23 protein-coding genes are annotated in these 25,757 nt (G+C 72.1%); 18 read left to right on the top strand and 5 right to left on the bottom strand.

Annotation, left to right across the window (positions count from 1 at the left end; genetic code table 11):
- Positions 1-44: 44 nt before the first annotated feature.
- The 4 genes from F4553_RS36635 to F4553_RS36650 all read left to right on the top strand — a co-directional run bounded on the left by F4553_RS36635 (position 45) and on the right by F4553_RS36650 (position 2,626).
- The gene (locus tag F4553_RS36635; protein WP_184845723.1) at positions 45-425 is read left to right on the top strand and encodes a hypothetical protein; all 381 of its coding nucleotides are present in this window, start codon (positions 45-47) and stop codon (positions 423-425) included.
- Between the two features lie 381 nt (positions 426-806).
- On the top strand, positions 807-1,547 hold the full coding sequence (locus F4553_RS36640; protein WP_184845725.1) for a hypothetical protein: 741 nt from the start codon (positions 807-809) through the stop codon (positions 1,545-1,547).
- An 87-nt stretch (positions 1,548-1,634) separates the two neighbouring features.
- The gene (locus F4553_RS36645; RefSeq protein ID WP_184845727.1) at positions 1,635-2,174 is read left to right on the top strand and encodes an RNA polymerase sigma factor; all 540 of its coding nucleotides are present in this window, start codon (positions 1,635-1,637) and stop codon (positions 2,172-2,174) included.
- Complete coding sequence (locus F4553_RS36650) at positions 2,171-2,626, top strand: hypothetical protein (protein ID WP_184845729.1); 456 nt, start codon at positions 2,171-2,173, stop codon at positions 2,624-2,626. The genes F4553_RS36645 and F4553_RS36650 overlap by 4 nt, the downstream gene beginning before the upstream one ends.
- On the opposite strand, the gene F4553_RS36655 is transcribed toward F4553_RS36650, so the two are convergent.
- Positions 2,607-3,905, bottom strand: a complete 1,299-nt coding sequence (locus F4553_RS36655; RefSeq protein WP_184845731.1) for a protein kinase domain-containing protein — start codon at positions 3,903-3,905, stop codon at positions 2,607-2,609. The two genes, F4553_RS36650 and F4553_RS36655, sit on opposite strands and share 20 nt — an antisense overlap.
- A gap of 160 nt (positions 3,906-4,065) precedes the next feature.
- Here F4553_RS36655 and F4553_RS36660 point away from each other — a divergent pair, with 160 nt between their 5' ends.
- Positions 4,066-4,722, top strand: coding sequence for a PASTA domain-containing protein (locus F4553_RS36660; RefSeq protein WP_184845733.1), 657 nt, complete (start codon positions 4,066-4,068; stop codon positions 4,720-4,722).
- A gap of 34 nt (positions 4,723-4,756) precedes the next feature.
- Here the strand turns inward: F4553_RS36660 and F4553_RS36665 are convergent, their stop codons facing one another.
- Positions 4,757-5,533 carry a hypothetical protein gene (locus tag F4553_RS36665; RefSeq protein WP_184845735.1) on the bottom strand — a complete coding sequence of 259 codons (777 nt, stop codon included), beginning with the start codon at positions 5,531-5,533 and terminating at the stop codon, positions 4,757-4,759.
- 63 nt (positions 5,534-5,596) lie between these two features.
- A complete protein-coding gene (locus F4553_RS36670) occupies positions 5,597-8,398 on the bottom strand; it encodes an AfsR/SARP family transcriptional regulator (protein ID WP_184845737.1) in 2,802 nt (933 codons plus the stop codon).
- 234 nt (positions 8,399-8,632) lie between these two features.
- Between F4553_RS36670 and F4553_RS36675 the strand changes: the two genes are divergently transcribed.
- Positions 8,633-9,193 carry a hypothetical protein gene (locus F4553_RS36675; RefSeq protein ID WP_184845739.1) on the top strand — a complete coding sequence of 187 codons (561 nt, stop codon included), beginning with the start codon at positions 8,633-8,635 and terminating at the stop codon, positions 9,191-9,193.
- Positions 9,194-9,434: 241 nt separating this feature from the next.
- Here F4553_RS36675 and F4553_RS36680 read toward each other — a convergent pair whose 3' ends face one another.
- Together F4553_RS36680 and F4553_RS42690 are read right to left on the bottom strand one after the other, a co-directional pair.
- Positions 9,435-10,082, bottom strand: a complete 648-nt coding sequence (locus tag F4553_RS36680; RefSeq protein WP_184845740.1) for a response regulator — start codon at positions 10,080-10,082, stop codon at positions 9,435-9,437.
- 129 nt (positions 10,083-10,211) lie between these two features.
- A complete protein-coding gene (locus tag F4553_RS42690) occupies positions 10,212-11,408 on the bottom strand; it encodes a sensor histidine kinase (RefSeq protein WP_184845742.1) in 1,197 nt (398 codons plus the stop codon).
- A gap of 131 nt (positions 11,409-11,539) precedes the next feature.
- Between F4553_RS42690 and F4553_RS36690 the strand changes: the two genes are divergently transcribed.
- From F4553_RS36690 to yjfF, 12 genes are all read left to right on the top strand, one after another.
- Positions 11,540-12,295, top strand: a complete 756-nt coding sequence (locus F4553_RS36690) for an ABC transporter ATP-binding protein (protein ID WP_184845744.1) — start codon at positions 11,540-11,542, stop codon at positions 12,293-12,295.
- Positions 12,295-14,745, top strand: a complete 2,451-nt coding sequence (locus tag F4553_RS36695; protein ID WP_184845746.1) for an ABC transporter permease — start codon at positions 12,295-12,297, stop codon at positions 14,743-14,745. Before F4553_RS36690 ends, F4553_RS36695 begins: the two co-directional genes overlap by 1 nt.
- A 174-nt stretch (positions 14,746-14,919) precedes the next feature.
- Entirely contained in the window at positions 14,920-15,429 is a 510-nt protein-coding gene (locus tag F4553_RS36700; RefSeq protein ID WP_184845748.1) for a SigE family RNA polymerase sigma factor, read from the top strand.
- The gene (locus tag F4553_RS36705) at positions 15,426-16,523 is read left to right on the top strand and encodes a hypothetical protein (protein ID WP_184845750.1); all 1,098 of its coding nucleotides are present in this window, start codon (positions 15,426-15,428) and stop codon (positions 16,521-16,523) included. The genes F4553_RS36700 and F4553_RS36705 overlap by 4 nt, the downstream gene beginning before the upstream one ends.
- 151 nt (positions 16,524-16,674) lie before the next feature.
- Positions 16,675-17,322, top strand: a complete 648-nt coding sequence (locus tag F4553_RS36710; protein ID WP_312875529.1) for a tetratricopeptide repeat protein — start codon at positions 16,675-16,677, stop codon at positions 17,320-17,322.
- Between the two features lie 227 nt (positions 17,323-17,549).
- Positions 17,550-18,605 carry a LacI family DNA-binding transcriptional regulator gene (locus tag F4553_RS36715; protein ID WP_312875530.1) on the top strand — a complete coding sequence of 352 codons (1,056 nt, stop codon included), beginning with the start codon at positions 17,550-17,552 and terminating at the stop codon, positions 18,603-18,605.
- Between the two features lie 38 nt (positions 18,606-18,643).
- Positions 18,644-20,404 (top strand): ribulokinase, encoded by a 1,761-nt coding sequence (araB, locus tag F4553_RS36720; RefSeq protein ID WP_184845752.1) that lies wholly within the window; start codon positions 18,644-18,646, stop codon positions 20,402-20,404.
- A complete protein-coding gene (locus tag F4553_RS36725; RefSeq protein ID WP_312875531.1) occupies positions 20,401-21,075 on the top strand; it encodes an L-ribulose-5-phosphate 4-epimerase in 675 nt (224 codons plus the stop codon). Before araB ends, F4553_RS36725 begins: the two co-directional genes overlap by 4 nt.
- A 105-nt stretch (positions 21,076-21,180) precedes the next feature.
- A complete protein-coding gene (locus F4553_RS36730) occupies positions 21,181-22,122 on the top strand; it encodes an ABC transporter substrate-binding protein (protein ID WP_184847399.1) in 942 nt (313 codons plus the stop codon).
- Between the two features lie 64 nt (positions 22,123-22,186).
- Positions 22,187-23,707 (top strand): sugar ABC transporter ATP-binding protein, encoded by a 1,521-nt coding sequence (locus F4553_RS36735; protein WP_184845754.1) that lies wholly within the window; start codon positions 22,187-22,189, stop codon positions 23,705-23,707.
- On the top strand, positions 23,704-24,771 hold the full coding sequence (locus F4553_RS36740) for an ABC transporter permease (protein ID WP_184845756.1): 1,068 nt from the start codon (positions 23,704-23,706) through the stop codon (positions 24,769-24,771). The genes F4553_RS36735 and F4553_RS36740 overlap by 4 nt, the downstream gene beginning before the upstream one ends.
- Complete coding sequence (gene yjfF / locus F4553_RS36745) at positions 24,768-25,754, top strand: galactofuranose ABC transporter, permease protein YjfF (RefSeq protein ID WP_184845758.1); 987 nt, start codon at positions 24,768-24,770, stop codon at positions 25,752-25,754. The genes F4553_RS36740 and yjfF overlap by 4 nt, the downstream gene beginning before the upstream one ends.
- Positions 25,755-25,757 lie beyond the last annotated feature (3 nt).

Raw genomic sequence — 25,757 nt, forward strand, 5'->3', positions numbered from 1 at the left:
GACCTGGTCTTTCCCCACGGGATCATCGAATGGCGGATCATCGAATGAAGCTCAGAGTCCTCGTCGCAACCGTCGCGGCCCTCGCCGCGACCGTGCTCAGCCCGGCCTCGGCCCAGGCCGGTGGCGCGTCGACGCAGTCCTGCTACGGCTACAACTACGCGTTCACGATCAACAGCACGGTGATCCACGTCGTGGCGAACCCGGCGTGTCCGGGGATGGGCACCGCGTGGATGGTGCTGCAGCGGGCCAACGGCAACGGCGGCTGGGACTACCTCGACGACAGCAACGTGCAGTACCCGGAGACGATCGGCACGATCCACTACCTCTGCAACGGTACGGCGCTGAACACCTTCCAGGTCGGACCGCTCTTCACCGCCGGCGTCCCGGGATACACGTTCTACCAGTTCACCGACTACTGCGGCTGACGCACCTCCGCGCCGGCACGTTTGCGCCGGCACGTGGTGCGCCGGCACGTTGTGCAGCGAAGCGTGGCCATATCGCGGAGCGAGGCCACGCTTTGCTGCACGACGTGACCCGGCAAGATCGGCGCAACTCTTGAAGAGTTGGTGCTATCGGGGGGGCGCTCGCCCTCGCGCTTTCGCGGGCTTGATCGCGCTGTTTCCCGGAAACAAGGCGGTCGCGCGCACCCTGAGGGGCTTGTTTCCCGGAAACAGCGCGATCAAGCGGCGGGCGCCCGGCGCGCGAGGCGGGCCCGAGCGGGAGCGCGGGTACGGGTGGGGGCGAACAAATGTGTGGGACGGCGGGACTAACGGGGTGGAAGGTTTCGTCGACAGAGGAGTCCCGTCATGTCCACCCGTTCGTTCCGCACCACGCTCGCCGCCCTGGCCCTGGTCGCCACGGCGGCATGCGCACCTGATCAGAGTCCCCCCGACACCGCCGTAAGGCCAACGGTGGTGTCACCGGTCGACGCAGTGCCGATCACGGTCGCGGTGCCGTCGGCCGCGTCCCCCGCCACGCCGAAGCGCACGCCGAAGCCGTCGTCCGGTACCTGTCTGGGCGCTGTCGTCCACACTGTCGACGCGAGTGCGGACGCACCGCCGTGGCGGCCGGTCTGCATCGCCGTCGGCGGGGTCGTACGCGTCGAGTGGCTCGGCCCGGGCGAACTCACGGTCACCCCCGCCTCCCGTGCCTCCTGCGCCTACGCCGGGGGTGTCCACATGTGCCGCCTGATCGGCACCGGCCCGGCGAGATTCGGCACGGCCACCCGCCGGCTCGATGTCACCGTCGCCGCAGCGGCGTCCCCGCCGAAGCCGTCACCCGCCTGCGACCAGCCGGGAACGATCCGCACCCTGGACGCCGGTGACGGCGGCCCGCCGTGGCCCGCGGTCTGCATGCGGATCGGCTCGAAGCTGCGCGTGGAGCACCTCGGCCCGTGGGGGTTCGAGGCGGCCCCGGCCGGGATCATGTCCTGCTGGTACGAGGCGGCCGTCCGGGAGTGCACCTTCACCCGGCCGGGAACCGTCACGATCACGATCAGCCGGCCCGATGTCGAGCCCCGCCGGCTCATCATCGTCGCCATCAGCTGACCGGTCTGGACGGAGAAGAGGCCCGCCGCGAAAGGTGGCACCGACGCCGCACCCGGGTGAGGCGCATGCTCGAGGGATGGAGACACGGTGAGCACGGAGATCGACGACCTCGCCAGGGCCGCCGCCGGTGGTGACGCGGCGGCCCTGGACGACCTGCTGGTGCTGGTGCGCCCCGACGTGCTGCGGCTCTGCGCCCGGTTCCTGCCGCATCGGGAGGACGCCGAGGAGGCCTGCCAGGACACCCTGCTCGCCCTCGCCCGGGGGATCGGCGGCTTCGAGGGCCGCTCGTCGGTGCGGACCTGGCTGCACCGGCTCGCCGCGAATCGGGCCCGCTCGACATACCAGGCGCTGCGGCGGCGGGCCGATCGGGAGGCCGCGGTGCTGACGTTGCCGGACCGGGCGGACCCACGGCGTACCAGTGTGGTGGCCGGAACGAGGCTGGACCTGCTCGACGCGCTGGACCGGCTCGGGCCTGAGCTCGCCGAGGCGGTCGCGCTGCGCGACGTGCTCGGGCTGAGCTACCGTGAGATCGCCGCGCTGCAGGAGGTGCCGGAGGGGACGGTCAAGTCGCGGATCCACGACGCGCGGCGGCGGCTGCGCGAACGGCTCGACGGAGGTCTGCCGTGATCGGGTCGCGGGTGCTCGCCGTGCTGCTGGTGCTCGCGGTCGCCGGGTGCGGCTCCGACCTGGTGTCGCCGCTGCCCGTGGCGGCGCCCGGCCCGTCACCCTCCACTGTGGTGACACCCGGCCCGGCACCGTCGCCGAGCCCGTCGCGGCCCACGCCCACCAGGGCCAGACCGTCCCCGTCGGCGCGGTCGGCCTGCTGGGGCGCGATCCAGCATGACCTGGACCTGCGGACGACCGAGCTGGCGCTGGTGCGCTCGATGTGCTTCGCGGTCGGCGGGATCCTGCGGGTGCAGGGCATCGGCCCCGGCGAGCTGACGGTGGAGCCGGAGCGGCTCGTCTCCAGCAACTACGAGGCGGGGGTCGTCGACATCCGCTTCGTGCGGCCGGGCACGGTCACCGTGACGATTCCGCAGCAGGGCCGGCTGTATCCGATCACGGTGGTGGTCCGGTGATCCGGACTCCGGTGAGCAGCGCCTCGACGAAGCCCGGCCCCGCGTCGGTCGGCGGTGTGACCTGCACGTAGACGAGGCCCGAGCCGTCCGGAGCCTCCCCGGCGGCCTCGACGATCACCGGATGGCCGGTCGGGCACGACGTGTACCGGGCCACGGTCCACTCGATCTCCGCCAGGCGGCTGGTCCAGACCGGGTCGGCGACGCACCCGGGGTGCTGCCGCCGGGCGACGAAACCGGCCGGGTCGAGGTGCCGCCCGAGGACCACCCCCACGAAGGCACCCGGCCCGCCCTCGGGGGAGCGCCAGCGTCCCGCCGCGGGGGAGACGACCAGCGCCGGAGCGAGGGCGCCGTCGGGATCCGCCCAGCGGGCTCCGGTGCCGCGCCAGCCGTCCGGCAGCAGCACCGTGATCCGGCCCGACGGGTCGGCCGCGTAGCCCCGGTCCGTGCCGTCGGCCGCGCAGGCCCAGATCGCGGCCGCCGCCAGCGCCGCGCCGCCCGCTCGCGTCCACCGTCGCCGGGCCGCCGAGGGCACGGCGGTCGCCCGGTCCAGCGCCGCCGCGAACGCCGCGGCGTCCGGGTGGCGGTCGGCGGGGCGCCGCGAGGTCGCGGTCCGCAGCACGTCGAACACCGTGGCGGGTACGCCGGACCGCGCCCCCGCGGACAGCAGCCGCAGCCCGAGCCGTCCGAGACCGTAGACGTCGGTCCGGGTGTCCACGATGGAGAGCGGATCGTCCTGTTCCGGGGCCATGTAGCCGGGCGTACCGGCGCGGGCGGTCAGCCCCGATGCCGCCGCGAGAGCCTTGGCCAGGCCGAGATCGGCGATGACCACCTGCTCGGCTCCGCCCGGTCCGCTGCGGAAGAGCACGTTGCCGGGGGTGAGGTCGCGGTGCACGATGCCGTGCTCGTGCAGGACGGCGACCCCGGCGGCGATCTCCCGCAGCAGTCGCAGCCCCGGACCGGCGCGCATCGGCCCGGTGCCGAGCCGGTCCCGCAGGCTGCCGCCGTCGGCCCACGCCATCACCAGGTAGGGCCGCCCGTCGGGCAGCTCGTCGAGCGCGTGGACGCGGATGATCCGGTCGTGGTCGAGGTGCCACAGCAGCCGGGCCTCGTCGAGGAAGCGCTCGCGTACCCGCAGGTCGTGGCTCCAGTTCTCGGCGAGCACCTTGATCGCCACCCGCGCACCGAGGACGGGGTCGTGCCCCAGCCAGACCGTGGCGAAGGAGCCGGTGCCGAGCAGCCGCTCGATGCGGTAGGGCCCGACATGCGAGGGGAGGCTCACCGGTCCAGCATAGATGCCCCTCCATGAAATCACCCTAGGATGCTCTAGCGGTTGTGCTCCCTGCCACGCTTTGCAGCAGAGCGTGGTCATTTCCCGGTCCGAGGCCACGCTTTGCAGCAAAACGTGACGGGGGTGGCGGCCTGGTCAGTACGGTCGACGCATGAGGTGGATGGCGGTGGCGGTGGTGGCCGCGAGCAGCCTGGCGACGGGCTTTGCGGTGGGCGTACCCCCGCAGGAGCGGGCGGCGGCCGACTGCCTGGCGGTGTCGCAGGCCTTTCTCGGCAAGCTCGGGATCGCCGAGGCCGGCGCGGTGCGCGCGGAGACCGCGCCCACCGCGGCCGGGGTGGGGCGGTCCGGCACGGTGTGGTTCGTCGCGACCCGCTCCGGCGCGAGCTGGGTGACCGAGATCGACCCGACGGGTACGGGCACCGAAGGCCTGATCCTGCCCCTCAACGACCGTGCCCGCGCCACATCGGACCTGGGTACCGACGCGATCGCCGGTTCGGCGGCCTTCAACGGGCTCACCGAGTCGAGCCAGGGCGCCGTCGACGCGCGGACCTGCGCGGGCACCGCGACACCGACCGCCGCCCCGCCGAGCGCGGCCCGGCTGACCATGCCGGACGTGGTCGGGACGAACGCCGCGGCGGCCGAGGACCAGCTGCGCCGGTTGGGCTTCAAGCGGATCCGGTTCGGGTCGAGCGAGTCCCGTTACGGCGCGGTGATCGTCCCGGCCAACTGGACCGTCACGGCGCAGTCGTTGCAGCCCGGCCACCTCGCCGCCGCCGATGAGCTGATCGTGCTGACCTGCCGGAAGTGACCGGGCCGCCCCGGCCGCTTCCGACAGCGGAGAATCAGGCGGACGTGACGCCCTGGATCGCCTCCGGCTTGCCCAGCGAGCTCACCTTGACCTTGAAGATCCAGCCGCCGCCGGTGTTGGGGTAGATCTTGACGTAGGAATAGCCGTCGATCGTGTCGATGACCGCGTCGGTGTTGTAGTTGTCCGGCTTGGTGCGCGACCTGAAGAAGTCGACGACGTTGTTGCTGGCGAGCCGGTTCATCCGCTGGAGGTTGCCCTCCTGCCACGCGTAGAGGAAACCGCCGACGTAGCCGCTGGCGTCGATGCTCGGCTGCGTCCGGTAGAGCATCGCCTCGGTCGCCGCGGTGGGGTGGCCGAGCTGGTTGTTGTCGAGCTTGATCTGCGTCTCGTCGCCGTGGGCGTTGCGGAAGATGCAGATCGTGAAGCCGGTGTCCGGCGCCGGTTTGCAGCTGATGTAGGTCCAGGAGCTGTTGGGGTAGCCGCCGTCCCTGATCTGCTGCACCGTGGACTGGGTGGCGAGCTGGTCGATCCGGGTGTCGTTCTTGGACCCCCAGGCGGCGAGCAGGGCCTGCGCATAGCCCTTGGCGCTGCTCGGGTAGGTCGGCGCGCCGGATCCGCCGCTGGGGCTCGCGCTCGCCTGCGCCGAGGCGCTCGCGTCGGGAGCGGCGCTCGGCGACTCACCGCCGAGCTGGGTCTCGACCGTCGGGGAAGCGCTGGGTGACTGCTGCTTCTTGGCGCAGCCGGTGAGTGCGGTGGTCGCCAGCAGCAGTCCGATGAGGACAGAAGCGGAGGCGGAGCGCGGTGCCGTCATGGCGGCCAGGATAGACCGGACGGCCGCCGGTGAGTGTCGCCCACTTGCCACCGGTGGAAACACTCACGCCCTGCCCAGCTTGCGGCGGAGCTCGCCCGCCTCGCCGTCGGTGACGCCCAGGTCGTCGAAGATCTTGAGGGCGTCACGCCAGGACTCGACGGCCTCCCGCCGCTCGCCCGCCGACTCGTGGGCGTCGCCGAGGCGGACCAGGGTTTTCGCCTCGCCACTGCGGTCGCCGTCCTCGCGCCGCAGGTCGATGGCGCGCTGGAAGCACCGGGCGGCGTCGGCGTGCTCGCCGAGCTGGTGATGGGCGAAACCGATGCTGTCCCAGGCGTGGCTCTGGCCGTAGCGGTCGCCGATCTCCTCGTGGAGGGCGAGCGCCTGGCGGCAGTGGTCCAGCGCGGCGCGGTGGTCGCCGAGCTGGGTGTGGCACCAGCCGATGCCGTTGAGTGCGTTGGCCTGGCCGACCCGGTGTCCGGCGGCGCGGAACCACTGCAGGGCCTGGGTGTCGTGTGCCAGCGCCTGGGCGTAGTCGCCGCGCTGCTCGTAGAGCCAGGCCCGGCTGAAGTGCGCCCGGGCCCGCCCGGCGTCGTCGCCGAGCCGGGCGAAGATGTCGAAGGCGTGCTGGACGTGCTGGTGCGCCTCGTCGTAGCGCGAGTAGCGGGCGTTGGCGACGGCGAGGCAGTGGTGTGCCCGGGCCTGCCCCGGCAGGTCGCCGCTGATCGTGGCGCTCGCCAGGGCGGTGTGGTGGATCGCGACCATGTCGTTCCAGTGGCCCTGCCGGTCGAGGAAGTCGGCGATGGTCCAGGCGAGCTGGGAGACGTGGTCGTGCAGGCCGGCCGCGGCGGCCTGGTCGATCGCGGCGAGCACGGTCTCCATCTCCCGGCTGAACCAGCCCTTCGCGGCGATGTCGTCGGCGATCGTCTCCGGGGCGACCCAGGTGACCCCGCGTAGGTCGTCGGGGATGTCGATCGGGTTGCGGTGCGGGTTGAGCAGGACCGTCGCGCGGTGGCCGGTGAGGACGTAGTGGCCGAGCAGCCGCAGCAGCGCCTCGCGACGTTCGGTGGCCCGGTCGTGGGCGCCGGTCAGCTCGGCGGCGTAGGCGCGCAGCAGGTCGTGCTGGGTGAAGCGTCCCGGCGCGTGCTCGATGACGAGGTGGGCGCGGGTCAGCTCGGCAAGCAGCGGTCGGATCGCGGCGGAGGTCGTCTCGGTGAGGCTGGCGGCGGCGGCAGCGGAGATGTCCGGCCCGGTGTGCAGGCCCAGCAGGCGGAAGAGCCTGGCGGCGGGCGCGGTGAGGGTGCGGTAGGACCAGGAGAGCACGACGCGGATGTCGGTCGCCGGATCGCTGCCCGCGAGGGCGTCGAGTCCGCCGGGCGATTCGCGCAGCTCCGCGGCGAGCGCGGCGAGGGCGAAGCCGGTGTTGACGGTCGCGCGGGCGGCGATGATGCCCAGTGCCAGGGGCAGCCGGGCGCAGCGCTGGATGATCTCGTCGGTGGCGTCCGGTTCGGCGGCGACCCGGTCCGGGCCGAGCAGGCGGACGAGCAGCCGTCGGGCATCGTCGTGGCTCAGCACGTCGAGGGTGATCGGGCGGGCTCCCTCGGTCGTGATCAGCCCGGTGAGCTGCTGCCGGCTCGTCACCAGCACCATGCAGCCGGGCGCGCCGGGCAGCAGCGGCCGGACCTGGTCGGCGTCGCGGGCGTTGTCGAGCAGCATCAGCACCCGGCGACCGGCGAGCAGGCTGCGCAGCAGCGCGGACTGGGTCTCCACCCCCGGCGGGACCCGCTGCGGTGCGACGCCGAGGGCGTCGAGGAACCCGCGCATCGCTTCGGCCGTCGTCATCACGGCGCCGGTCGGGTCGAAACCCCGCAGGTTGACGTAGAGCTGGCCGTCGGGGAAACGCTGCCGCTGCCGGTGGGCCCAGTGGACGGCGAGCGTGGTCTTGCCGACCCCGGCGGTGCCGGAGAGGGTGGCGATCGCCATCGTCGCCGGGCTGCCGCCGTCGCCGCCGGCGAGCGCGTCGAGCTGCGCGATCTCGTGGTCGCGGCCGGTGAAGCCGCGCAGGTCCAGCGGAAGCTGCGCGGGCACGGCGGCGGCCGGTGCCGCGGGCGTCCTGGCCGGCGCCTCGACCTCCCCGCGCAGCAGCGCCCGGTGCAGGCTGCTCACCTCGTCGCCCGGCTCGACGCCGAGCCCGGTCACGAGCCGGGTCCGCAGCTCGGTGTAGCACTCCAGCGCCTCGGCGTGCCGGCCCGCGGCGTGCAGGGCGCGCATCAGCGCAGCCACGGGCGGTTCGGCGAGCGGGTTGTCGGCGACGAGGTCGGTGAGCATGTCCACACCGGACTGGGGCTCGCCGAGGCGGAGTTCGATCGCGGCGTACCGCAGCACGGCGTCGCTGCGCTGCTGGGTCCAGCCCTCGCGGACCCGGTCGGCCCAGTCGCCCGTGATGTCGGCGAGCGGGTTGCCCCGCCACAGGCGCAGGGCCCGCCGCAGCAGGGCGGCCCGCTGCTCGTCGTCGAGTTGCGGGGCCCGGGCCTGGGCGAGCAGGCTGCGGAACAGGTGCGTGTCGACCCGGTCGAGGTCGGTCTCCAGGACGTAGCCGCGGGAGCGGTGCAGCAGGGCGACCTCCCCGCCGCCGAGCTCGTCGCAGATCGTGCGCAGGTGCGAGATGTAGACGTAGAGCGCGTGCCGGGCCCGCTGCGGCGGTGCCGGTCCCCAGACCCGGTCGATGAGGGTGTCGAGCAGCACCGGGCGGCCGGCGTCGACGGCGAGCGCGGCGAGGACCGTGCGCTGGCGGGGAGGTCCGATGTCGATCAGGGTGTCGTCGTCGGTCCGGACTTCGACCGGCCCCAGCAGTTTGAACCGCACCATGCTCCCACCCGCACCGCTGCCTGCGGATTAAGAAATCGACAGGCTTTTGCGCCACCATCCGCGACAAGACTTCCCGGTAGAAGCTCACCCGTCAATGCCATCCGGGTGAGACGGTGGCCCGTGTGGAGTCAACGGGGGCGGGTCCACCATCGGCGATCCCGGCGGCGGCGTACACCCGCCGCCGGGCGTCGCCTCCGACTTCCCGTGCCGACCCTGAGTCGGGATGATGGCCTCATGAGGCGGGACGCGCACGTGTCGGACGAGAGCGGCATGGATCGGCCGGCACCGGAGCCGCCGCTGCACGACATCGTCGGCGCACACCCCACGCGGCGGCCCGGCGGGCTCGTGCTGCAGGTGGCCGCAGGCCTCGTGGCCCTGATCGTGCTCGCCCTGGGCGGCATCGCCGTCACCGCCCTCGCCTCCGATGACGAGCCGTCGGCCGACGCGTTCGCGGGGCACTGGCACAGCCCGCAGTGGGGCGAGCATTACGTGGTGGTCCGGGGCGGCACGATGAAGGTCGTCTACGACCATGCCGGTGGCGAAGCGGTCGGCGTGATCGATGGCGACACCTTCACGGGCTGGTGGTCCGAGGTGCCCGACCGCGAACCACCGGCCCACGCGGGTGAGGTCAGGTTCACCCTGACCGGCAGCGGCGGTGGGCGGGCACTCAGCGGGGAGTGGCGCTTCGGCGACGACGGCGAGTGGCACGACGACTGGACCGCGACCTGGGTCGACGGCGAGATCTCGGCGGACGCCGTCGTCAAGCTGGCCGGGGCCGGTGCGCTCACCCCGTGATGCCCGCCGGGTGTCGCCGCCGGTCGCGCTTCCACCACGCGACGGGTACGCCGCGAACAGCACGCCTGTCGGCCTGTTGCGGTTGACAGGGATTTCGAACCGGATGTCGACGGGTCAGGGACATGTCCCGGCGTGAACACACTCACATGGAGATTTCGCCGGCGGCTTCTTCCTCACGCCCGAGTCGGTCGCAGCGGTGGTGAGGCCGTCCGCCCGACCTCGCCGCTGACGAGGGTCGGAGTCAGGCGAGCCCGGCCTCGTGGACCAGGATCGCCGCCTGCACCCGGTTGCTCAGCTCCAGCTTCGCCAGCGCCCGGCTGACGTGCGCCTTCACCGTCGCCTCCGCCATCTCCAGCTCCCGCCCGATCTCGGCGTTGGACAGCCCCCGCCCCACGGCGCAGACCACCTCCAGCTCCCGCTCGGTCAGCGCCGCCAGCCGAGCCCGAGCACCCAGCCCCGGCGCGGGCGACTGCACGGCGAAAGCGCTGATCAGGCGCCGGGTCACGGTCGGGGAGAGCATCGCGTTCCCGGCGGCCACCACCCGCACCGCCTCGGCGAGGTCCCGCGGCGGCGTGTCCTTCAGCAGGAACCCCACCGCACCGGCCCGCAGCGCGGCGTGCACATATTCATCGATGTCGAACGTGGTCAGCATGATGATCTTCGGTGCGCCCGGATGGCGGGCCAGCTCCGAGGTGGCGCTGAGACCGTCGCGCTGCGGCATGCGTACATCCATGAGAATGACATCGGGCCGCAGCCGCGCCGCGGCCTGGACCGCCTCGTCGCCGTCGCGCGCCTCGCCCACGACGGCGAGGTCGCCCGCCGCCTCCAGGATCATCCGCAGCCCGGACCGCACCAGCGCCTCGTCGTCGACGAGCAGCACCCGGATCACGAACCGCCCCCCGTCATGTTGTGCAGCAAACCGTGGCCTCGCCCCGCCAAATAGCCACGCTGTGCTGCAAAACGTGGCGCAGGCCGGGCGAAACGCACCGTGGGCAGGGAGAGCGTGTCGGGAGAGCGGTCATGCGGGACCACCGGCGGGGAGCGTCGCCGTCAGGGTGAAGCCGCCGTCCAGGCGGGGGCGGGCCTCGATGCGGCCGCTGATCAGGGCGACCCGCTCGCGCAGGCCGATCAGACCGAGCCCGCTGCCGGGCAGGCGCTCCACCGGGGCGGGCGACGGGCCGTTCTCCACCGTCACCTCGACGGCGTCGGGCAGGTAGCGCAGGGTGACCGCGGCGTTGGCACCGCCGGTGTGCTTGACGACGTTGGTGAGCGCCTCCTGGACCACCCGGTAGGCGGTGCGCTGCACGGTCAGCGGCAGGGCCGGCGCCTCGCCGTGCTCGGTGTGGGTGACCGGCTGCCCGGCGGCCCGGACCTGGGCGACGAGCGCGGGCAGGTCGGAGAGGTCCGGCTGCGGGCGCAGCACCGCGTCGCCCTCGGGGGCGCGCAGCACGCCGAGCACCTGCCGCAGGTCGGCGAGCGCCTCCCGCCCGGTGGTGCGGATCAGCGCCGCCTCCTGGGCGAGCCGCTCGTCGGGCGCGCTCACCTCCAGGGCGCCTGCGTGCAGCACCATCAGCGAGACCCGGTGCGCGACCACGTCGTGCATCTCCCGCGCGATCCTGGCCCGCTCCTCGGCGCGGGCCCGATCGGCGCGGGCGGCCTGCTCGGCCTCGAGCCGCGCGGCCCGCTCGTGCAGCCCCGCGATGACCTGCCGCCGCGCGCCGACCCACAGGCCCAGCGCGTAGGGCATGCCGACCATCGCGGCGGCGCCGATCAACCCGATCACCACGCCGCCCCCGGCGTCGTCGGTGGAGATGTCGAAGCCCAACGCGGTGGGTACGACGACCAGCGCCCCCGCCACCGTCAGGTAGATCAGCGCCGGTGTCCGCCGTTTGATGGTGACCCCGGCGTAGTAGGAGGCGACGACGAGCATCGGATAGGCCGTGAAGGCGATCCAGGTGACGGCGGTGACCGCGATGACCTGCCACGGCCAACGGCGGGCGAATCCGGCGGAGAGCCCGCAGGCGACGCCGACCAGCCCGACGACGATCATGTCGGCGCCGCCGGGGCCGACACCGTAGGCGATGACCGTGACCGGCGGCACACCCGGCGAGAGGCAGGTGAAGAGCCCGGCGGTGATGCCCAGCGCCCAGGGCGCGAGCCAGCGGACGAACCGGGCGACCCGGTTCACCATCACCATGCCCAGCTGCTCCGCCACACGTCGAGGGTAATGCCCGGCCCCGACATCCCGCCTGCGCCGAAAGTCGTCGGGGCCTGCTACTTAGGTCGGGGGTGACGATCGACTCCTGCCGGATCTCAGCGGTCGCGATCCGGGCGAGGGTCCTTCGCATGACGATTTCCAGCGCGGCCGTCCGGGCCGCCGAGTTGACCAAGGTCTACGGGGATGGCGACGCCCGGGTGGTGGCGCTCGCCGGGGTGGACGTGGAGTTCGCCCGGGGCGAGCTGACCGCCATCATGGGGCCGTCCGGTTCCGGCAAGTCGACCCTGATGCACTGTGTGGCGGGGTTGGACAAGCCGACCGGCGGCCGGGCCTGGGTGGGCGATGTCGAGCTGACCGGCCTCGGCGACGACGACCTGACGATCCTGCGCCGGGACCGGATCGGCTTCGTCTTCCAGGCCTTCAACCTGCTGCCCACGCTCACGGCCTGGGAGAACATCACCCTCCCGCTCGACCTGGCCGGGAAGGCCGTGGACCGGTTCTTCGCCGACACGATCATCGGCGCGGTGGGCCTCGCCGACCGGCTGGGGCACCGGCCGAGCCAGCTCTCCGGCGGCCAGCAGCAGCGGGTCGCCTGCGCGCGGGCGCTCATCTCCAAGCCCGACGTGGTCTTCGCCGACGAGCCGACCGGGGCCCTGGACTCGCGCAGCTCCGCCGAGCTGCTCGCCTTCCTGCGGCGCAGCGTCGACGAGCTGGGCCAGACCGTGGTGATGGTCACCCACGACCCGACAGCGGCGTCGTACGCGGACCGGGTGCTCTTCCTCGCCGACGGCAGGCTCGTCGACGAACTGCGCTCGCCCAGCGCCGACCGGGTGCTGGACCGGATGAAGTCCCTGGAGACGGCGACCGCCGGGGTGGGTGCCTGATGCTGCGTGCAGTGCTGCGAGACATGCGGGCCCACCCGGGCCGGGTGGCGATGACGCTGGTCGCGATCGTGCTCGGGGTGGCGTTCGTGGTGGCGACGTGGATCGTCTCCGACTCGGCGGCGGCGACCGTCGGCGAGGGCAACTCCCGGGGCGACCTCGCCGTGCAGGTGACGGCGAAGGAGCACGGCGAAGGGCTGAAGCCGGCCGAGCTCGACCGGCTCGCCGCGCTGCCGGGGGTGGCCCGGGCGAGCGGAGTGGTGGTCGGCAGCACCGGCCTGGTCCAGTCCAACGGGAAGCTCGGCGACACCTACTTCCCGGAGCAGGGCGGCACGAGCTGGGACGGCAGCGAGCGGTTCACGCTCGTCACCGGCCGGGGACCGACGGCTGCGGGAGAGGTGGCGCTGGAGGAGGAGGCGGCGCAGAACGCCAAGCTCGGCACCGGTGACACCGCTCGGCTGCTGCGGGCCGACGGCAGCTCCGCGACGGCCACGGTGGTCGGGGTCTTCACCTACCGCAGGACCGCCGACGACTACACCCCGGCGGTCGCCTACGACCCGGCCACGGCGCTGCGCGAACTCGGCGGCGACTACGCCTGGATCGAACTCTTCGGCGCCGACCCGTCGGCGATCGCCGCCGCCGCCACGAACCCGGCGCTCGCGGTGCGCACCGGGGCCGAACTCGCGGCGCAGCGGCAGGGGGAGGCCGACAGCGAGGCGAAGGTGGTGCGGATGTTCCTGCTCGCCTTCGCCGGAGTGGCGGTGCTCGCCGGGATGTTCGTCATCGCCAACACGTTCACGATGCTCGTCGCGCAGCGCACCCGGCAGTTCGCGCTGCTGCGGGCCGTCGGTGCCCGGCGCCGGCAGGTACGCCGGGCCGTGCTCGCCGAAGCCGCCGTGCTGGGCCTCGTCGGCGCCACGATCGGCGCCGCGACCGGCCTGGGCCTCGCCTGGGTGGCGATGCGGCTGCTGCGGACGACGGGCGAGACGGTGATCTTCGCCGTCTCCCCGTTCGCGATCATCGTCGGCTACCTCGTCGGGGTGGTGGTGACCGTGGTCGCCGCGTACGGATCGGCTCGTCGGGGATCCGCCGTCGCCCCGATCGCGGCACTCGGCACCGATGCGGCGCTGCCGCGCCGGTCGCTGGTGGTGCGGACGGTCGCCGGCGCGGTGATCCTCGCCGGCGGGGTGGCGGCGGTGGCGGCGACATCGGGCCCGGAGCTCACCGACCCGAAACGGTTCGTCGGGATGAGCGGGGCGCTCGCGTCGTGGGCCGCGATCCTGCTGCTGGCGCCGCTGCTCGCCTCCGCCGTCCTGGTCCCGCTGTCCCGGCTGATCAGCCGACGGGGTTCGGCCGTGGCACGGCTCGCCGTACGCAACGCGATCCGGGATCCCCGGCGGACGGCGGCGACGGCATCGGCCCTGATGATCGGGCTGGCGCTGGTGACGGCGTTCGCCACGGTGGGTGCCTCGCTGACCACCTTCATCAACGGGGCCATCCGCGACGAGGTGCCGTCGAGCACGCTGATCGTGCAGTCGGCGCAGGGGTTCCTGAGCCTGCCGCCGAGCGTGGTCGGGCAGGTCGCCGCGGTGTCCGGTGTGGAGAGTCACGCCGCACCGGCACAGAGCTACGGCGAGATCGTGGCGCACGGTCGGCGTACCCCCGTGAATGTCACCGCCGTGGAGCGCGGCGCGCTGGGCCGGACCCTGACCCCCGAGATCGTCGCGGGGACCGCGGACCTCGCGGGCGGCGTGCTGCTGTCGGAGGACGACGCGAAGGAGCTCGGGATCGGGCTCGGCGACGAGGTCACCGTGGGGGACAAGGACCGCAGACCGGTGACCGCGAAGGTGACCGGGATCTATGCCCACAGCCAGTTCCTCGGCGGGGTCGTCATCGACAAGGCGGCCTATCCGGCGGCGGAGGGCGACTACATCGCGGCGGCGTTCGTGGCGGGCGCGGACCGGGCGGTGCTGGACAAGGCGTTCGCGGACCGGCCGGACGTGGTCGTGATCGACCGGGAGGAGCTGCTGCGGCAGTTCACCGAGCCGCTGGACCTGGCGCTCGGCATCGTCTACGCACTGCTCGGAGCCGCCGTGCTCATCGCGGTCTTCGGCGTCGTCAACACGCTGGCGCTGTCGGTGCTGGAGCGGACCAGGGAGATCGGCGTCTTCCGCGCGGTCGGCGCGACGAGGCGGTTGGTGCGGCGGTCGGTGCGGCTGGAGAGCATCGTCATCGCCGGGTACGGCGGCCTGCTGGGCGTGGGTGTCGGCGTGCTGCTCGGGGGAGTGATGCAGCACGTCATCATCGGTACGTCGATCTTCGGCATGACCGTGCCGCTGCCGGTGGTGGCGGGCGCCCTCGCCGGAATGGTCGTGGTGGGAGTCCTGGCGGCCCTGTGGCCCGCCCGCCGGGCAGCCCGCACCGACGTCCTCTCAGCGATCGCCACGGCGTGACGCGGTAACCCCCTAAATTCGCGTTGATCAAGGGAAGACTCGCCGCATTTCGGACACCCGGGATGGTGAGTCTTCCCTTGATCAACGCGAATTTATGGGGGTGGCGTGCAATGAGTTCGGGATTGGGGGGCGTCGTGAGGGGTGACGGGGATTGAACGGGTGGGAGGGGGCTGGGTGGAACGGGGCGACTTCGACGAGTTCGTGGTGCAGCGCTCGCAGCGGCTGCTGCGGACGGCCTACCTGCTGACCAGGGACTGGGCCGCGGCCGAGGACCTGCTGCAGGCGGCGCTGGTGAAGCTCTGGTTCGCCTGGAAACGGGTGGACCGCGATCCGGAGGCATACGCCCGGCGGATCATCGTGACGAGCTACATCTCGCTGCGGCGCAGGCTGTGGACGAGGGAGATCGTTCGGGGCGAGCTGCCCGAGCGGGCGGTGCCCGACGAGATGCACCGCCACGCCGAGCGGGACGCGCTGTGGCAGGCTCTGCGCCGCCTCGGCCCACGGCAGCGGGCGATCATCGTGCTCCGCTACTACGAGGACCTCTCCGACGCCCGGATCGCCGAGATGCTGGGCGTCGCCGTCACCACCGTCCGCAGCCAGGCCAGCCGAGCGCTCGCCGTGCTGCGGAAGGAGTCCGAACTGGATAACGCGCGAGAGCGCACGCTGAGCGGGGGCAGGAAATGAGCTATCCGACCATGGAGGACGATCTGCGGGAACTCCTCGCAGCGCAGGGCGGCACCGGACCGGCCGACACGGGGCGGCTCGGCACGGTGCGGCGGCGCGTCGCGCGACGCAGACGTGCCCGTTTCGCCACGGCGGGGCTGGCGGTGCTGGTGGTCGCGGTGGGCGTACCCCTCGGAGTGGTGTTGGCGGCGCGACCGGAGCGAGCCGCACCGGCGGCCGTCGCCGCGCCGACCGCGGCGGAGTTGCCGACCTATTCGACAGGTTTCCGCAAGCTGACCGAGCGGCGGGTGGACATCGCCACCACGACCTCGTTCGAGCTGACCTTCACCCCGCGGAGCTGGGCGTTCTCCCTCGCCGCCAACTGCCGGTCCACGGCGGTGGCGAGCCTGTCGGTCCGGGTGAAGGGCGCTGCGGCCGGGTCGACCGGTCCGGTCGGCCTCGGCTGCGGCCCCGGGACGGGCAACACGCTGGACCTGTCGCCACAGCGGACCGTCACGCCCGACGACCGGCGCGACGGCTGGCGCCACCACGGTGTCGCCCGGATCGACCGGCCGGTGACACTGATCGCCACCATCGGTCTCGGATCCGGCGAGACCACGGCACCACCGGGGCGCCTGCACGGCGGCGCGGTGCTCGCGGTCTACGAGGAGGTTCCGTTCGAGCAGTATCCGCTGCCCGCGCGCCCGGCCGTGCTGCCCGACCTCGACACGCTGACGCGTGGCCCGGACGGCATGGTCCACCCCGACAGGACGGTGGATCCCGGGCCGCCGTCGCAGCCGATCGGCACGCTCGACTCGCGGACGCTCAGCGGCCCGAACGGGACCTTCGCGCTCCAGGTGCCGCTGCCGTCGCGGCTGCGGTGCGTCGCCGACAGCGTCGCGCCGGGGGAGCTGCGGTTCGCGGTCGCGGGCCGACCGGGTCTCACCTCGACGTTCTGGGAGTGGCGGGGGACCTCCCTCGACGCCGTCGGCTCGGACGACCCAGCCGTGTTCGGACTGCACGCAGGCGACCCGGTGACCATCACGGTGACAGCCCTCCACTTCACCGACCCCGCGTGGCGCCTCCGTTGCTTCACCGTCGACGGTAACGGCTGACAATTTCGCGTTGATCAAGGGAAGACTCGCCGCATGTCGGACACCCCGGATGGTGAGTCTTCCCTTGATCAACGCGAATTTTGCGGGCCGGTCACCGGGCGGGCGGCTGTCGTAGGATGCGTTGGCGGTCGGGGCAACGGGGAGATGCGGGGTGAGTGTGGACGAGCGGCTTCTGCGGGCTCGGGAGCATTACGAGCTGGCCGTTTTCGGCGGGGACCGCGGCATGCTCGCTCGGGCCGACCATGAGTTGGACGGGGTTGAGGCCGACCTCGCGCTGGCCCGGGGGCGCATCCTGCACGCCCGTTTCCTGGAGCACCGCGACCTGGAGGACCCGCGCGAGCTGGCACTCTTCGAGCGCGCCGCGCACCTCTACCACCACCTCGACGACGTGCGCGGCGAGGCCGAGGCCCACTTCTGGATCGGCTGCGTGCACCAGGTCGTCCGGCAGGACGACGAGGCCGCGGTCCCGGCGCTGCGCCGCTCGCGCGAGCTCGCCGCACAGGCGGGCGACAAGCTCACCCTGTCGTACGCGTTGCGCCACCTCGGCTACGCCGAACACCGGGCCGGCCGGCTGCCCGAGGCGAGGGCGCTCCTGGAGGAGTCGACCGAGCTGCGCCGGGAGCTCGGGTTCAGCGCGGGTGTCGCGGCGAACCTGGTCGGCCTCGCCTACGTCGCGACCGCACAGGACCGCCGCGACGACGCGTCGGCGCTGCTGGACGAGGCCGAGGCGCTCGCCGCATCCAGTGGGGCGCACGGCATCCAGCCGATGATCACCGAGGCTCGCTCGACCCGCTCTTAGGAGCAACTCTTCAAGAGTCGGTCCTCAGGGCGGGCGCGCCGCGGCACGGTTTGCAGCAAAGCGTGGCGATCTCGCGAGCCGAGGCCACGCTTTGCCGCAAACCGTGACCGCCGTGGCGGCCGACCTTGGCCCGCAACACAAATGTGATGTGCCGGAAGTCTTGACGACACCTATGTGAGCGTTAACACTGTAGCCCGCAACCCTGAGGCGGAAGGCAGGTCGACGCGGTGCCCCGACGAGAGAACGACCCCGGCACGGAGGCGGCCCGTCCGGCGCGCGCCTCGGTGATGATGGACGTCGCCCGTCTCGCCGGTGTCTCGCACCAGACCGTCTCCCGGGTCCTCAACGAGCACGGCAACGTCCGCGAGGAGACCCGCGACCGGGTGCTGGCGGCGATGCGCGAGCTCAACTACCAGCCCAACTCCGCGGCTCGCACGCTCGTCACCCGGCGCTCCAACACCCTCGGCATCGTCACGGTCGACAGCACGCTCTTCGGCCCCGCCTCCATGATGTACGGGATCGAGCAGGCCGCCCGAGCCGCGGGCTACTTCGTCAGCATCGCCAGTGTCAGCTCCGTCAACCGGGCCTCGGTCGCCGAAGCCGTCAAGCGGCTGCGGGAGCAGGCGGTCGACGGCATCATCGCGATCATCCGGCAGGATGACGGTGTGACGGCGTTCGCGGCGGTCTCCGAGGGGATCGTGGCGGTCGCGGTCGGCGCGGGCGAGGGCGGTGGCGTACCCATGGTGGGTGTCGACAACGTCGCGGGCGCCCGGCTCGCCACCGAGCACCTGCTGAGCCTCGGCCACCGCACCGTCTGGCACCTCGCCGGACCGGTCGGCCAGCCCGAGGCCTGGGACCGGCGGGCGGGGTGGCGTTCGGCGCTGACCGTCGCCGGTGCCCCGGTGCCGGAGGTCCTCGTCGGCGACTGGAGCGCGCGGTCGGGCTACCACCTCGGCCAGCGCCTCGCGGCCGACCCCGAGGTGACCGCGGTCTTCTGCGGCAACGACCAGATGGCATTGGGTCTGCTCCGGGCATTCTCCGAGGCCGGCCGCCGGGTGCCCGACGAGGTGGGTGTGGTCGGTTTCGACGACATCCCCGAGGCGCCCTTCATGATTCCCCCGCTGACCACGGTGAAGCAGGACTTCGCCGAGGTCGGCCGACGCAGCATGCAGCTCTTCGTGGAACTCGCCGCGGGGGAGCACCCCCACGGTCCCGACCGGATCCTGCTCACCCCCGAGCTGATCGTCCGCACCAGCAGCACAGCCACCGCCGACAACCGGTAGCACCGCGTACCCCAGCGGTCCGAATGGAGACGTCACTCATGAATGTTAACGCTAACATAGATCAACTTTATGTCGTTGGCGTCGACTTCGGCACCCTGTCCGGGCGCGCCCTCGTCGTGCGCGTCAGCGACGGCGCGGAGGTGGGCACGGCGGTCCACGCGTACGGCCACGGGGTGATGGAGAGTGTTCTGCCCGCCAGCGGCGCTGCGCTGCCGCCCGACTGGGCGCTGCAGGACCCCGACGACTACCGCGAGGTGCTGCGCCGCGCCGTGCCCGCCGCGGTCGCCGCGAGCGGGGTGGACCCGGCGCGGGTCGTCGGCATCGCGATCGACTTCACCGCGTGCACCGTCCTGCCGACCCGCGCCGACGGCACCCCGCTCTGCGAGCTGCCGGAGCTGCGCGACCGGCCGCACGCCTACGTCAAGCTCTGGAAGCACCACGCCGCCCAGTCCCACGCCGACCGGATCAACGCGCTGGCCCACGAGCGCGGCGAGCCGTGGATCGGCCGTTACGGCGGCAAGATCTCCTCCGAATGGGAGTACGCCAAAGCGCTGCAGCTCCTGGAGGAGGACCCCGAGGTCTACGCCCTCGCCGACCGCTGGATCGAGGCGGCCGACTGGATCGTCTGGGAGCTCTGCGGCACCGAGACCCGCAACGCGTGCACCGCCGGTTACAAGGGCATCTTCCAGGACGGCGAGCACCCGTCGGCGGAGTACCTCGCGGCGCTCAACCCCGGCTTCCCGAGCATCGTCGCCAAGCTGGACCACCCGCTCTCGGCGCTGGGGCAGCGGGCCGGCGGCCTCACCGCGCGAGCCGCCGCCTGGACCGGGCTCCCCGAGGGGATCGCGGTCGCCGTGGCCAATGTGGACGCTCACGTGACCGCGGCGGCGGCACAGGCCCTCGACCCCGGCAAACTCGTCGCGATCATGGGTACGTCGACCTGCCACGTCCTCAACGGCGACCGGCTCGCCGAGGTGCCCGGGATGTGCGGCGTCGTCGACGGCGGGATCTCGCCCGGCGCCTGGGGTTACGAGGCCGGGCAGAGCGGCGTCGGTGACATCTTCGGCTGGTACGTCGACCACGCGGCCCCGGCCGGGTTCGCCTCGCACGAACTGCTCACCGAACTCGCAGCCGCGCAGCCCGTCGGCGCGCACGGGCTGATCGCCCTGGACTGGTGGAGCGGCAACCGGTCGCTGCTCGTCAACCACGAGCTGACCGGGCTCATCGTCGGACTGACGCTCGCGACCCGGCCGCCGGACGTCTACCGCGCGCTGCTGGAGTCGACGGCGTACGGCACCCGCATGATCATCGAAGCCTTCGAGGCGGCCGGGGTGCCGGTGACCGAGGTGATCGTCGCGGGCGGGCTGCTCACCAACGACCTGCTGATGCAGATCTACGCCGACGTCACCGGCCGGCCGCTGCGGCTGATCGGCTCGGCGCAGGGCCCGGCGCTCGGCTCGGCGATCCACGCCGCCGTCGCCGCCGGGTGCTACCCGGAGATCGGCAGCGCGTCGGCGGCGATGGGCAGCCTGCGCGAGGAGGGCTACCAGCCGGACCCCGACCGGGCCCGGGCATACGACGCCCTCTACGCCGAATACCGCACCCTGCACGACCACCTGGGCCGGGGCGGCAACGACGTGATGCTGCGCCTGCGCGCGATCCGCAACGCCGCCCTGGAGAACAGCGCCCGCCCGGAGGGCAGCCCCGCTCCGGAGGGCAGCGACCACCGGGAGAGCGCCACCGTTCCGGCGGGCGGCGCCGCCGCGGGTGGCGACGAGGCTGTGGCGGTGGCCGCGTGACCGCCGTGGCCCGCCTCCGGGAGACCGTCGCCGACCTGCACGCCGAGCTCGTCCGCTATGGACTCGTCGTCTGGACGGCCGGCAACGTCTCCGCTCGCGTGCCCGGCACCGAGCTGATGGTGATCAAGCCGTCCGGGGTCTCCTACGACGACCTCCGCGCCGACGCGATGATCGTCTGCGACCTGGACGGCGTGGTCGTCGAGGGCGACCTCGCCCCGTCGAGCGACACCGCCGCCCACGCCTACGTCTATCGCCACCGGCCCGACGTCGGCGGGGTCGTGCACACCCACAGCACCTACGCCACCGCCTGGGCGGCCCGCGGCGAGCCGATCCCGTGCGTCCTCACCGCGCAGGCCGACGAGTTCGGCGGTGAGATCCCGGTCGGGCCGTTCGCGCTGATCGGCGGCGACGACATCGGCCGGGGGATCGTCGCGACCCTGGCCGGGCACCGGTCCCCGGCGGTGCTCATGCGCAACCACGGCGTCTTCACGATCGGCTCCGACGCCCGCGCCGCCGTGAAGGCCGCGGTCATGTGCGAGGACGTGGCCCGCACGGTCCACCTGGCCCGGCTGCTCGGCGAGCCGGTGCCGATGACCGACGAGCACGTCGGCGCGCTGCACGACCGCTATCAGAACGTCTACGGCCAGCCCGGGACCCCCGGGCAGCCGTAGCGCACATCGCACCACCCGCTCCAGCAAGCACGTGCAGTGAGACGACTCGATGACAGGAGTGCCACAGTGCTCAGGAAGAAGATACTGGCCGTAGGGGCCGCAGCGATGCTCGCCATGGGCCTCGCCGCCTGCGGCAACAGCGACACCGGTGACAAGGCCGCCGACGACGGCAAGATCGTCCTCGGCTTCTCGCAGGTCGGCGCGGAGAGCGGCTGGCGTACGGCGAACACCATCTCGATCAAGGAGTCGGCGACGAAGGCCGGGATCGAGCTGAAGTTCGACGACGCGCAGCAGAAGCAGGAGAACCAGATCAAGGCGATCCGCAACTTCATCCAGCAGAAGGTCGACGTCATCGCCTTCTCGCCGGTGGTGGAGTCGGGCTGGGACACCGTGCTCAAGGAGGCGAAGGACGCCAAGATCCCGGTGATCCTCACCGACCGCGCGGTCGACTCGCAGGACACCTCGCTCTACAAGACCTTCATCGGCTCGGACTTCGTCAAGGAGGGCAAGCTCGCGGGCGAGTGGCTCGTCAAGGAGACGGCCGCCGCGACCGGTCCGGTGAACATCGTCGAGCTGCAGGGTACGACGGGTTCGGCGCCGGCCAACGACCGCAAGAAGGGCTTCGCCGACGCGATCGCCGGTTCCCCGAACCTGAAGGTCATCGCCTCGCAGACGGGTGACTTCACCCGGGCCGGCGGCAAGGCCGTCATGGAGCAGTTCCTCAAGGCCAACCCGAAGATCGACGTGCTCTTCGCGCACAACGACGACATGGGCCTCGGTGCCCTTGAGGCGATCACCGCCGCGGGCAAGGTGCCCGGCAAGGACATCAAGATCATCACGATCGACGCGGTCAAGGACGGCATGCAGGCCCTCGCCGACGGCAAGTTCAACTTCATCGCCGAGTGCAGCCCGCTGCTCGGCCCGCAGCTGATGGACCTGGTGAAGAGGGTCAAGGCAGGCGAGACGATCCCGACCCGGATCCTCACCGAGGAGGGCACCTTCACGCCGGAGCAGGCCAAGGCCGCTCTGCCCACCCGCGCCTACTGATGAAGCCGGTGCCGCCCCGGCCCAGTTGGGGCGGCACCACCCCTCGACCATGAAAGCAGGTGCCATGCCGCAGCCGGTTCTCACGATGGCCGGGATCAGCAAGGCCTTCCCGGGCGTGCAGGCGCTGGCCGGCGTCGACTTCCGGCTCTTCCCCGGCGAGGTCCACTCGCTGATGGGGGAGAACGGCGCGGGCAAGTCGACGCTGATCAAGGTGCTCACCGGGGTCTACCAGCCCGACGCGGGCGGCATCGAACTGGGCGGCGAACCCGTCCGCTTCGGCAGCCCGCTGCAGGCGCAGCAGGCCGGTGTCAGCACCGTCTACCAGGAGATCAACCTCTGCACCAACCTCTCCGTCGCGGAGAACATCTTCATCGGCCGCCAGCCCCGCTCCCTGGGCATGATCCGCTGGGGCGAGATGAACAGGCGGGCCCGGGAGCTGCTGCGACGGCTCGACCTCGATCTCGACGTCACCGCGCCGCTGGGCTCCTTCTCCCTCGCCGTGCAGCAGCTCGTCGCCATCGCCCGCGCCATCGACATCTCCGCGCGGGTGCTCATCCTCGACGAGCCCACCTCCAGCCTCGACCGGGGCGAGGTCGAGCAGCTCTTCCGCATCATGCGCCAGCTCCAGGGCGAGGGCATCGCGATCCTGTTCGTCACCCACTTCCTGGACCAGGTCTACGAGATCTCCGACCGGATCACGGTGCTGCGCAACGGCCGCCTCGTCGGCGAATTCGCCACCCGCGACCTGCCGCAGCTCGCCCTCATCGAGAAGATGATCGGCGGCGAGCTCGCCGTGCTGGAACGCCTGGAGGAGCAGCCCAAACCGGCACTCGACGCGATCGAGAGCAGCCGGCCGTTGATCGAGGCCGTCGAGGTGGGGCGCAAGGGCTCCATCGAGCCCTTCACCCTCACCATCCACCGGGGCGAGGTCGTCGGGCTCGCCGGGCTCCTCGGCTCCGGGCGGACCGAGCTCGCCCGGCTGCTCTTCGGTGCCGACCGCGCCGACCACGGCCAGATCCGCATCGACGGCGATCCGGTCGCGGTCCGCACCCCCGTCACCGCGATGGCGCACAGGATCGCCTTCTGCTCCGAGAACCGCCGCACCGAGGGGCTCGTCGCCGAGCTGACCGTGCGGGAGAACATCATCCTCGCCCTGCAGGCCGCGCAGGGCTGGGCGAAGCCGATCCCCCGGCGCAAGCAGGACGAGCTGGTCGCGCGCTACATCACGGCGCTCAACATCCGCCCCGCCGACCCGGACCTGCCCGTCGCCAACCTCAGCGGCGGCAACCAGCAGAAGGTCCTGCTCGCCCGCTGGCTCATCACCGAACCCCGGCTGCTCATCCTCGACGAACCCACCCGAGGCATCGACGTCGGTGCCAAGGCCGAGATCCAGCGGCTCGTCGTCGAGCTCGCCGGCGGCGGCATGGCGGTGCTCTTCATCTCCGCGGAGCTGGAAGAGGTGCTGCGGCTCAGCCACAAGATCGGGGTGCTGCGGGACCGGCGGCTCGTGGCGCAGCTCGCCAACGACGACGACATGAACGCCGACCGCATCATGCGGGCCATCGCGAGCGGAGCACAGCAATGAGCGAACTCACCACCAGGCTGGCCGTGCTGGCCCGGCACCGGCTCTTCTGGCCGGCCGCCGTGCTCGTGGCGCTGCTCGCCGCCAACGTGGCCTACCGGCCCAGCTTCCTCTCGATCGAGCTGCGCGACGACCACCTCTACGGCAGCGTCATCGACATCGTCCGGCTCAGCGCACCGCTGATCCTCGTGGCGCTCGGCATGACGCTCGTCATCGCCACCGGCGGCATCGACCTGTCGGTCGGCTCCGTCGTGGCGATCAGCGGCGCGGTCGCGTGCCTGTGGATCAGCGAGCTCGACGACCAGAACAGCGTCGGCGGCGTACTCGTCGCATTGGGGTTGGCACTCGCCCTTGCCCTGGTGCTCGGTGCCTGGAACGGGTTCCTCGTCGCCGGGCTCGGCATCCAGCCGATCATCGCCACGCTGATCCTGATGGTCGCCGGTCGCGGGCTGTCGCAGCTCATCACCCAGGGGCAGATCATCACCATCAACAGCGCGCCCTACAAGCTGATCGGGGCGGGCTACTGGCTCACCCTGCCGTTCTCGATCCTGATCGTCGCGGTGGTCGCGGCGCTGGCGGTGCTCATCACCCGGCGTACCGCGCTGGGGTTGATCGTGGAGGCCGTGGGCGGCAACGCGGAGGCGAGCCGGCTGGCCGGGATCCGCTCGCGCCGCTTCACCTTCATGGTCTACGTGGTCTGCGGGCTCTGCGCGGGGATCGCCGGATTCATGATGACCTCCAACGTCTCCAGCGCCGACGGCAACAACGCCGGGCTGTGGGTGGAGCTCGACGCGATCCTCGCGGTCGTCATCGGCGGCACGTCGCTGTCGGGCGGCCGGTTCTCCATCGGCGGCACGATCCTCGGCGCCCTGGTGATCCAGACGCTCACCACCACCGTCTACGCCATGAACATCACGCCGCAGACGTCGCTGCTCTTCAAGGCCATCGTCGTCATCGCGGTCTGCCTGATCCAGGCCCCGGCCTTCCGGGCCGCGGTCACCCGGTGGCGACGAACACCCACACCGGCCGCTGCGCCCGCGCCGGCCGCGACGGAGGTGCGGGCATGACCACCACCACCGCGACCATCGCGCGCGGCGCGGCCGTGAAGCGCTACCTGCCGGTCCTCGCCACGGGCTTCCTGCTTCTGGTCATGTACGCCGTGGGCGTCTCCCAGTACCGCGCCTTCTCCAACGTCCAGGTCGTCTTCAACGTCTTCATCGACAACGGGTTCCTCCTGGTCGTGGCGGTCGGCATGACCTTCGTCATCCTCACCGGCGGCATCGACCTCTCGGTCGGCTCGGTGGTGGCGATGACCGCGATGGTCTCGGCGTGGCTGCTCGGCGAGCACTCCCTGCACCCGGCGCTCGTCATCGTGATCGCCCTGCTGATCGGGCCGACCCTCGGCTTCGTGATGGGCTGCATCATCCAGTTCTTCGAGATCCAGCCGTTCATCGTCACCCTCGCCGGGATGTTCTTCGCCCGGGGCATGTGCACCTTCATCAGCTCGTCGTCGGTCCCGATCACCGACCCGTTCTGGACGTCGGCGGCGCAGGCGCGGATCCGGTTCGGCGAGGACAACTTCATCTCGCCCAGCGTGATCATCGCCCTCGCCGTCGTCGCCATCGCCTGGTACGTCCTCGCCTACACGGGCCTGGGCCGCAACGTCTACGCCATCGGCGGCAACCAGCAGTCCGCGGCGCTGATGGGCCTGCCGGTGGCGCGGACGAAGATCGCGGTCTACACGATCAGCGGCCTCTGCTCCGCCGTCGGCGGCCTGCTGCTCAGCTTCTACACGCTCTCGGGCGCGCCGCTGATCGGCGTCGGGATGGAGCTCGACGCGATCGCCGCCGTCGTCATCGGCGGCACCCTGCTCTCCGGCGGTTCCGGATACGTCCTCGGCACTGTCCTGGGCGTCCTGGTGCTCGGGGTCATCCAGACCTTGATCACCTTCGACGGAACCCTCAGCTCCTGGTGGACCAAGATCGTCATCGGTGGGCTGCTCTTCGCCTTCATCCTCCTGCAGCGCCTCATCGGCACCCGCCGGTCGTAGTCG

The organism is Allocatelliglobosispora scoriae (assembly GCF_014204945.1).
Lineage (GTDB): Bacteria > Actinomycetota > Actinomycetes > Mycobacteriales > Micromonosporaceae > Allocatelliglobosispora > Allocatelliglobosispora scoriae.

Bases quoted from the DNA above. Each gene is read 5' to 3' on its own strand.
- F4553_RS36635 (WP_184845723.1), top strand. From the start codon at position 45: ATGAAGCTCAGAGTCCTCGTCGCAACCGTCGCGGCCCTCGCCGCGACC.
- F4553_RS36640 (WP_184845725.1), top strand. From the start codon at position 807: ATGTCCACCCGTTCGTTCCGCACCACGCTCGCCGCCCTGGCCCTGGTC.
- F4553_RS36660 (WP_184845733.1), top strand. From the start codon at position 4,066: ATGAGGTGGATGGCGGTGGCGGTGGTGGCCGCGAGCAGCCTGGCGACG.
- F4553_RS36665 (WP_184845735.1), bottom strand. From the start codon at position 5,533: ATGACGGCACCGCGCTCCGCCTCCGCTTCTGTCCTCATCGGACTGCTG.
- F4553_RS36670 (WP_184845737.1), bottom strand. From the start codon at position 8,398: ATGGTGCGGTTCAAACTGCTGGGGCCGGTCGAAGTCCGGACCGACGAC.
- F4553_RS36675 (WP_184845739.1), top strand. From the start codon at position 8,633: ATGAGGCGGGACGCGCACGTGTCGGACGAGAGCGGCATGGATCGGCCG.
- F4553_RS36690 (WP_184845744.1), top strand. From the start codon at position 11,540: ATGACGATTTCCAGCGCGGCCGTCCGGGCCGCCGAGTTGACCAAGGTC.
- F4553_RS36695 (WP_184845746.1), top strand. From the start codon at position 12,295: ATGCTGCGTGCAGTGCTGCGAGACATGCGGGCCCACCCGGGCCGGGTG.
- F4553_RS36705 (WP_184845750.1), top strand. From the start codon at position 15,426: ATGAGCTATCCGACCATGGAGGACGATCTGCGGGAACTCCTCGCAGCG.
- araB (WP_184845752.1), top strand. From the start codon at position 18,644: ATGAATGTTAACGCTAACATAGATCAACTTTATGTCGTTGGCGTCGAC.
- F4553_RS36730 (WP_184847399.1), top strand. From the start codon at position 21,181: ATGCTCGCCATGGGCCTCGCCGCCTGCGGCAACAGCGACACCGGTGAC.
- F4553_RS36735 (WP_184845754.1), top strand. From the start codon at position 22,187: ATGCCGCAGCCGGTTCTCACGATGGCCGGGATCAGCAAGGCCTTCCCG.
- F4553_RS36740 (WP_184845756.1), top strand. From the start codon at position 23,704: ATGAGCGAACTCACCACCAGGCTGGCCGTGCTGGCCCGGCACCGGCTC.
- yjfF (WP_184845758.1), top strand. From the start codon at position 24,768: ATGACCACCACCACCGCGACCATCGCGCGCGGCGCGGCCGTGAAGCGC.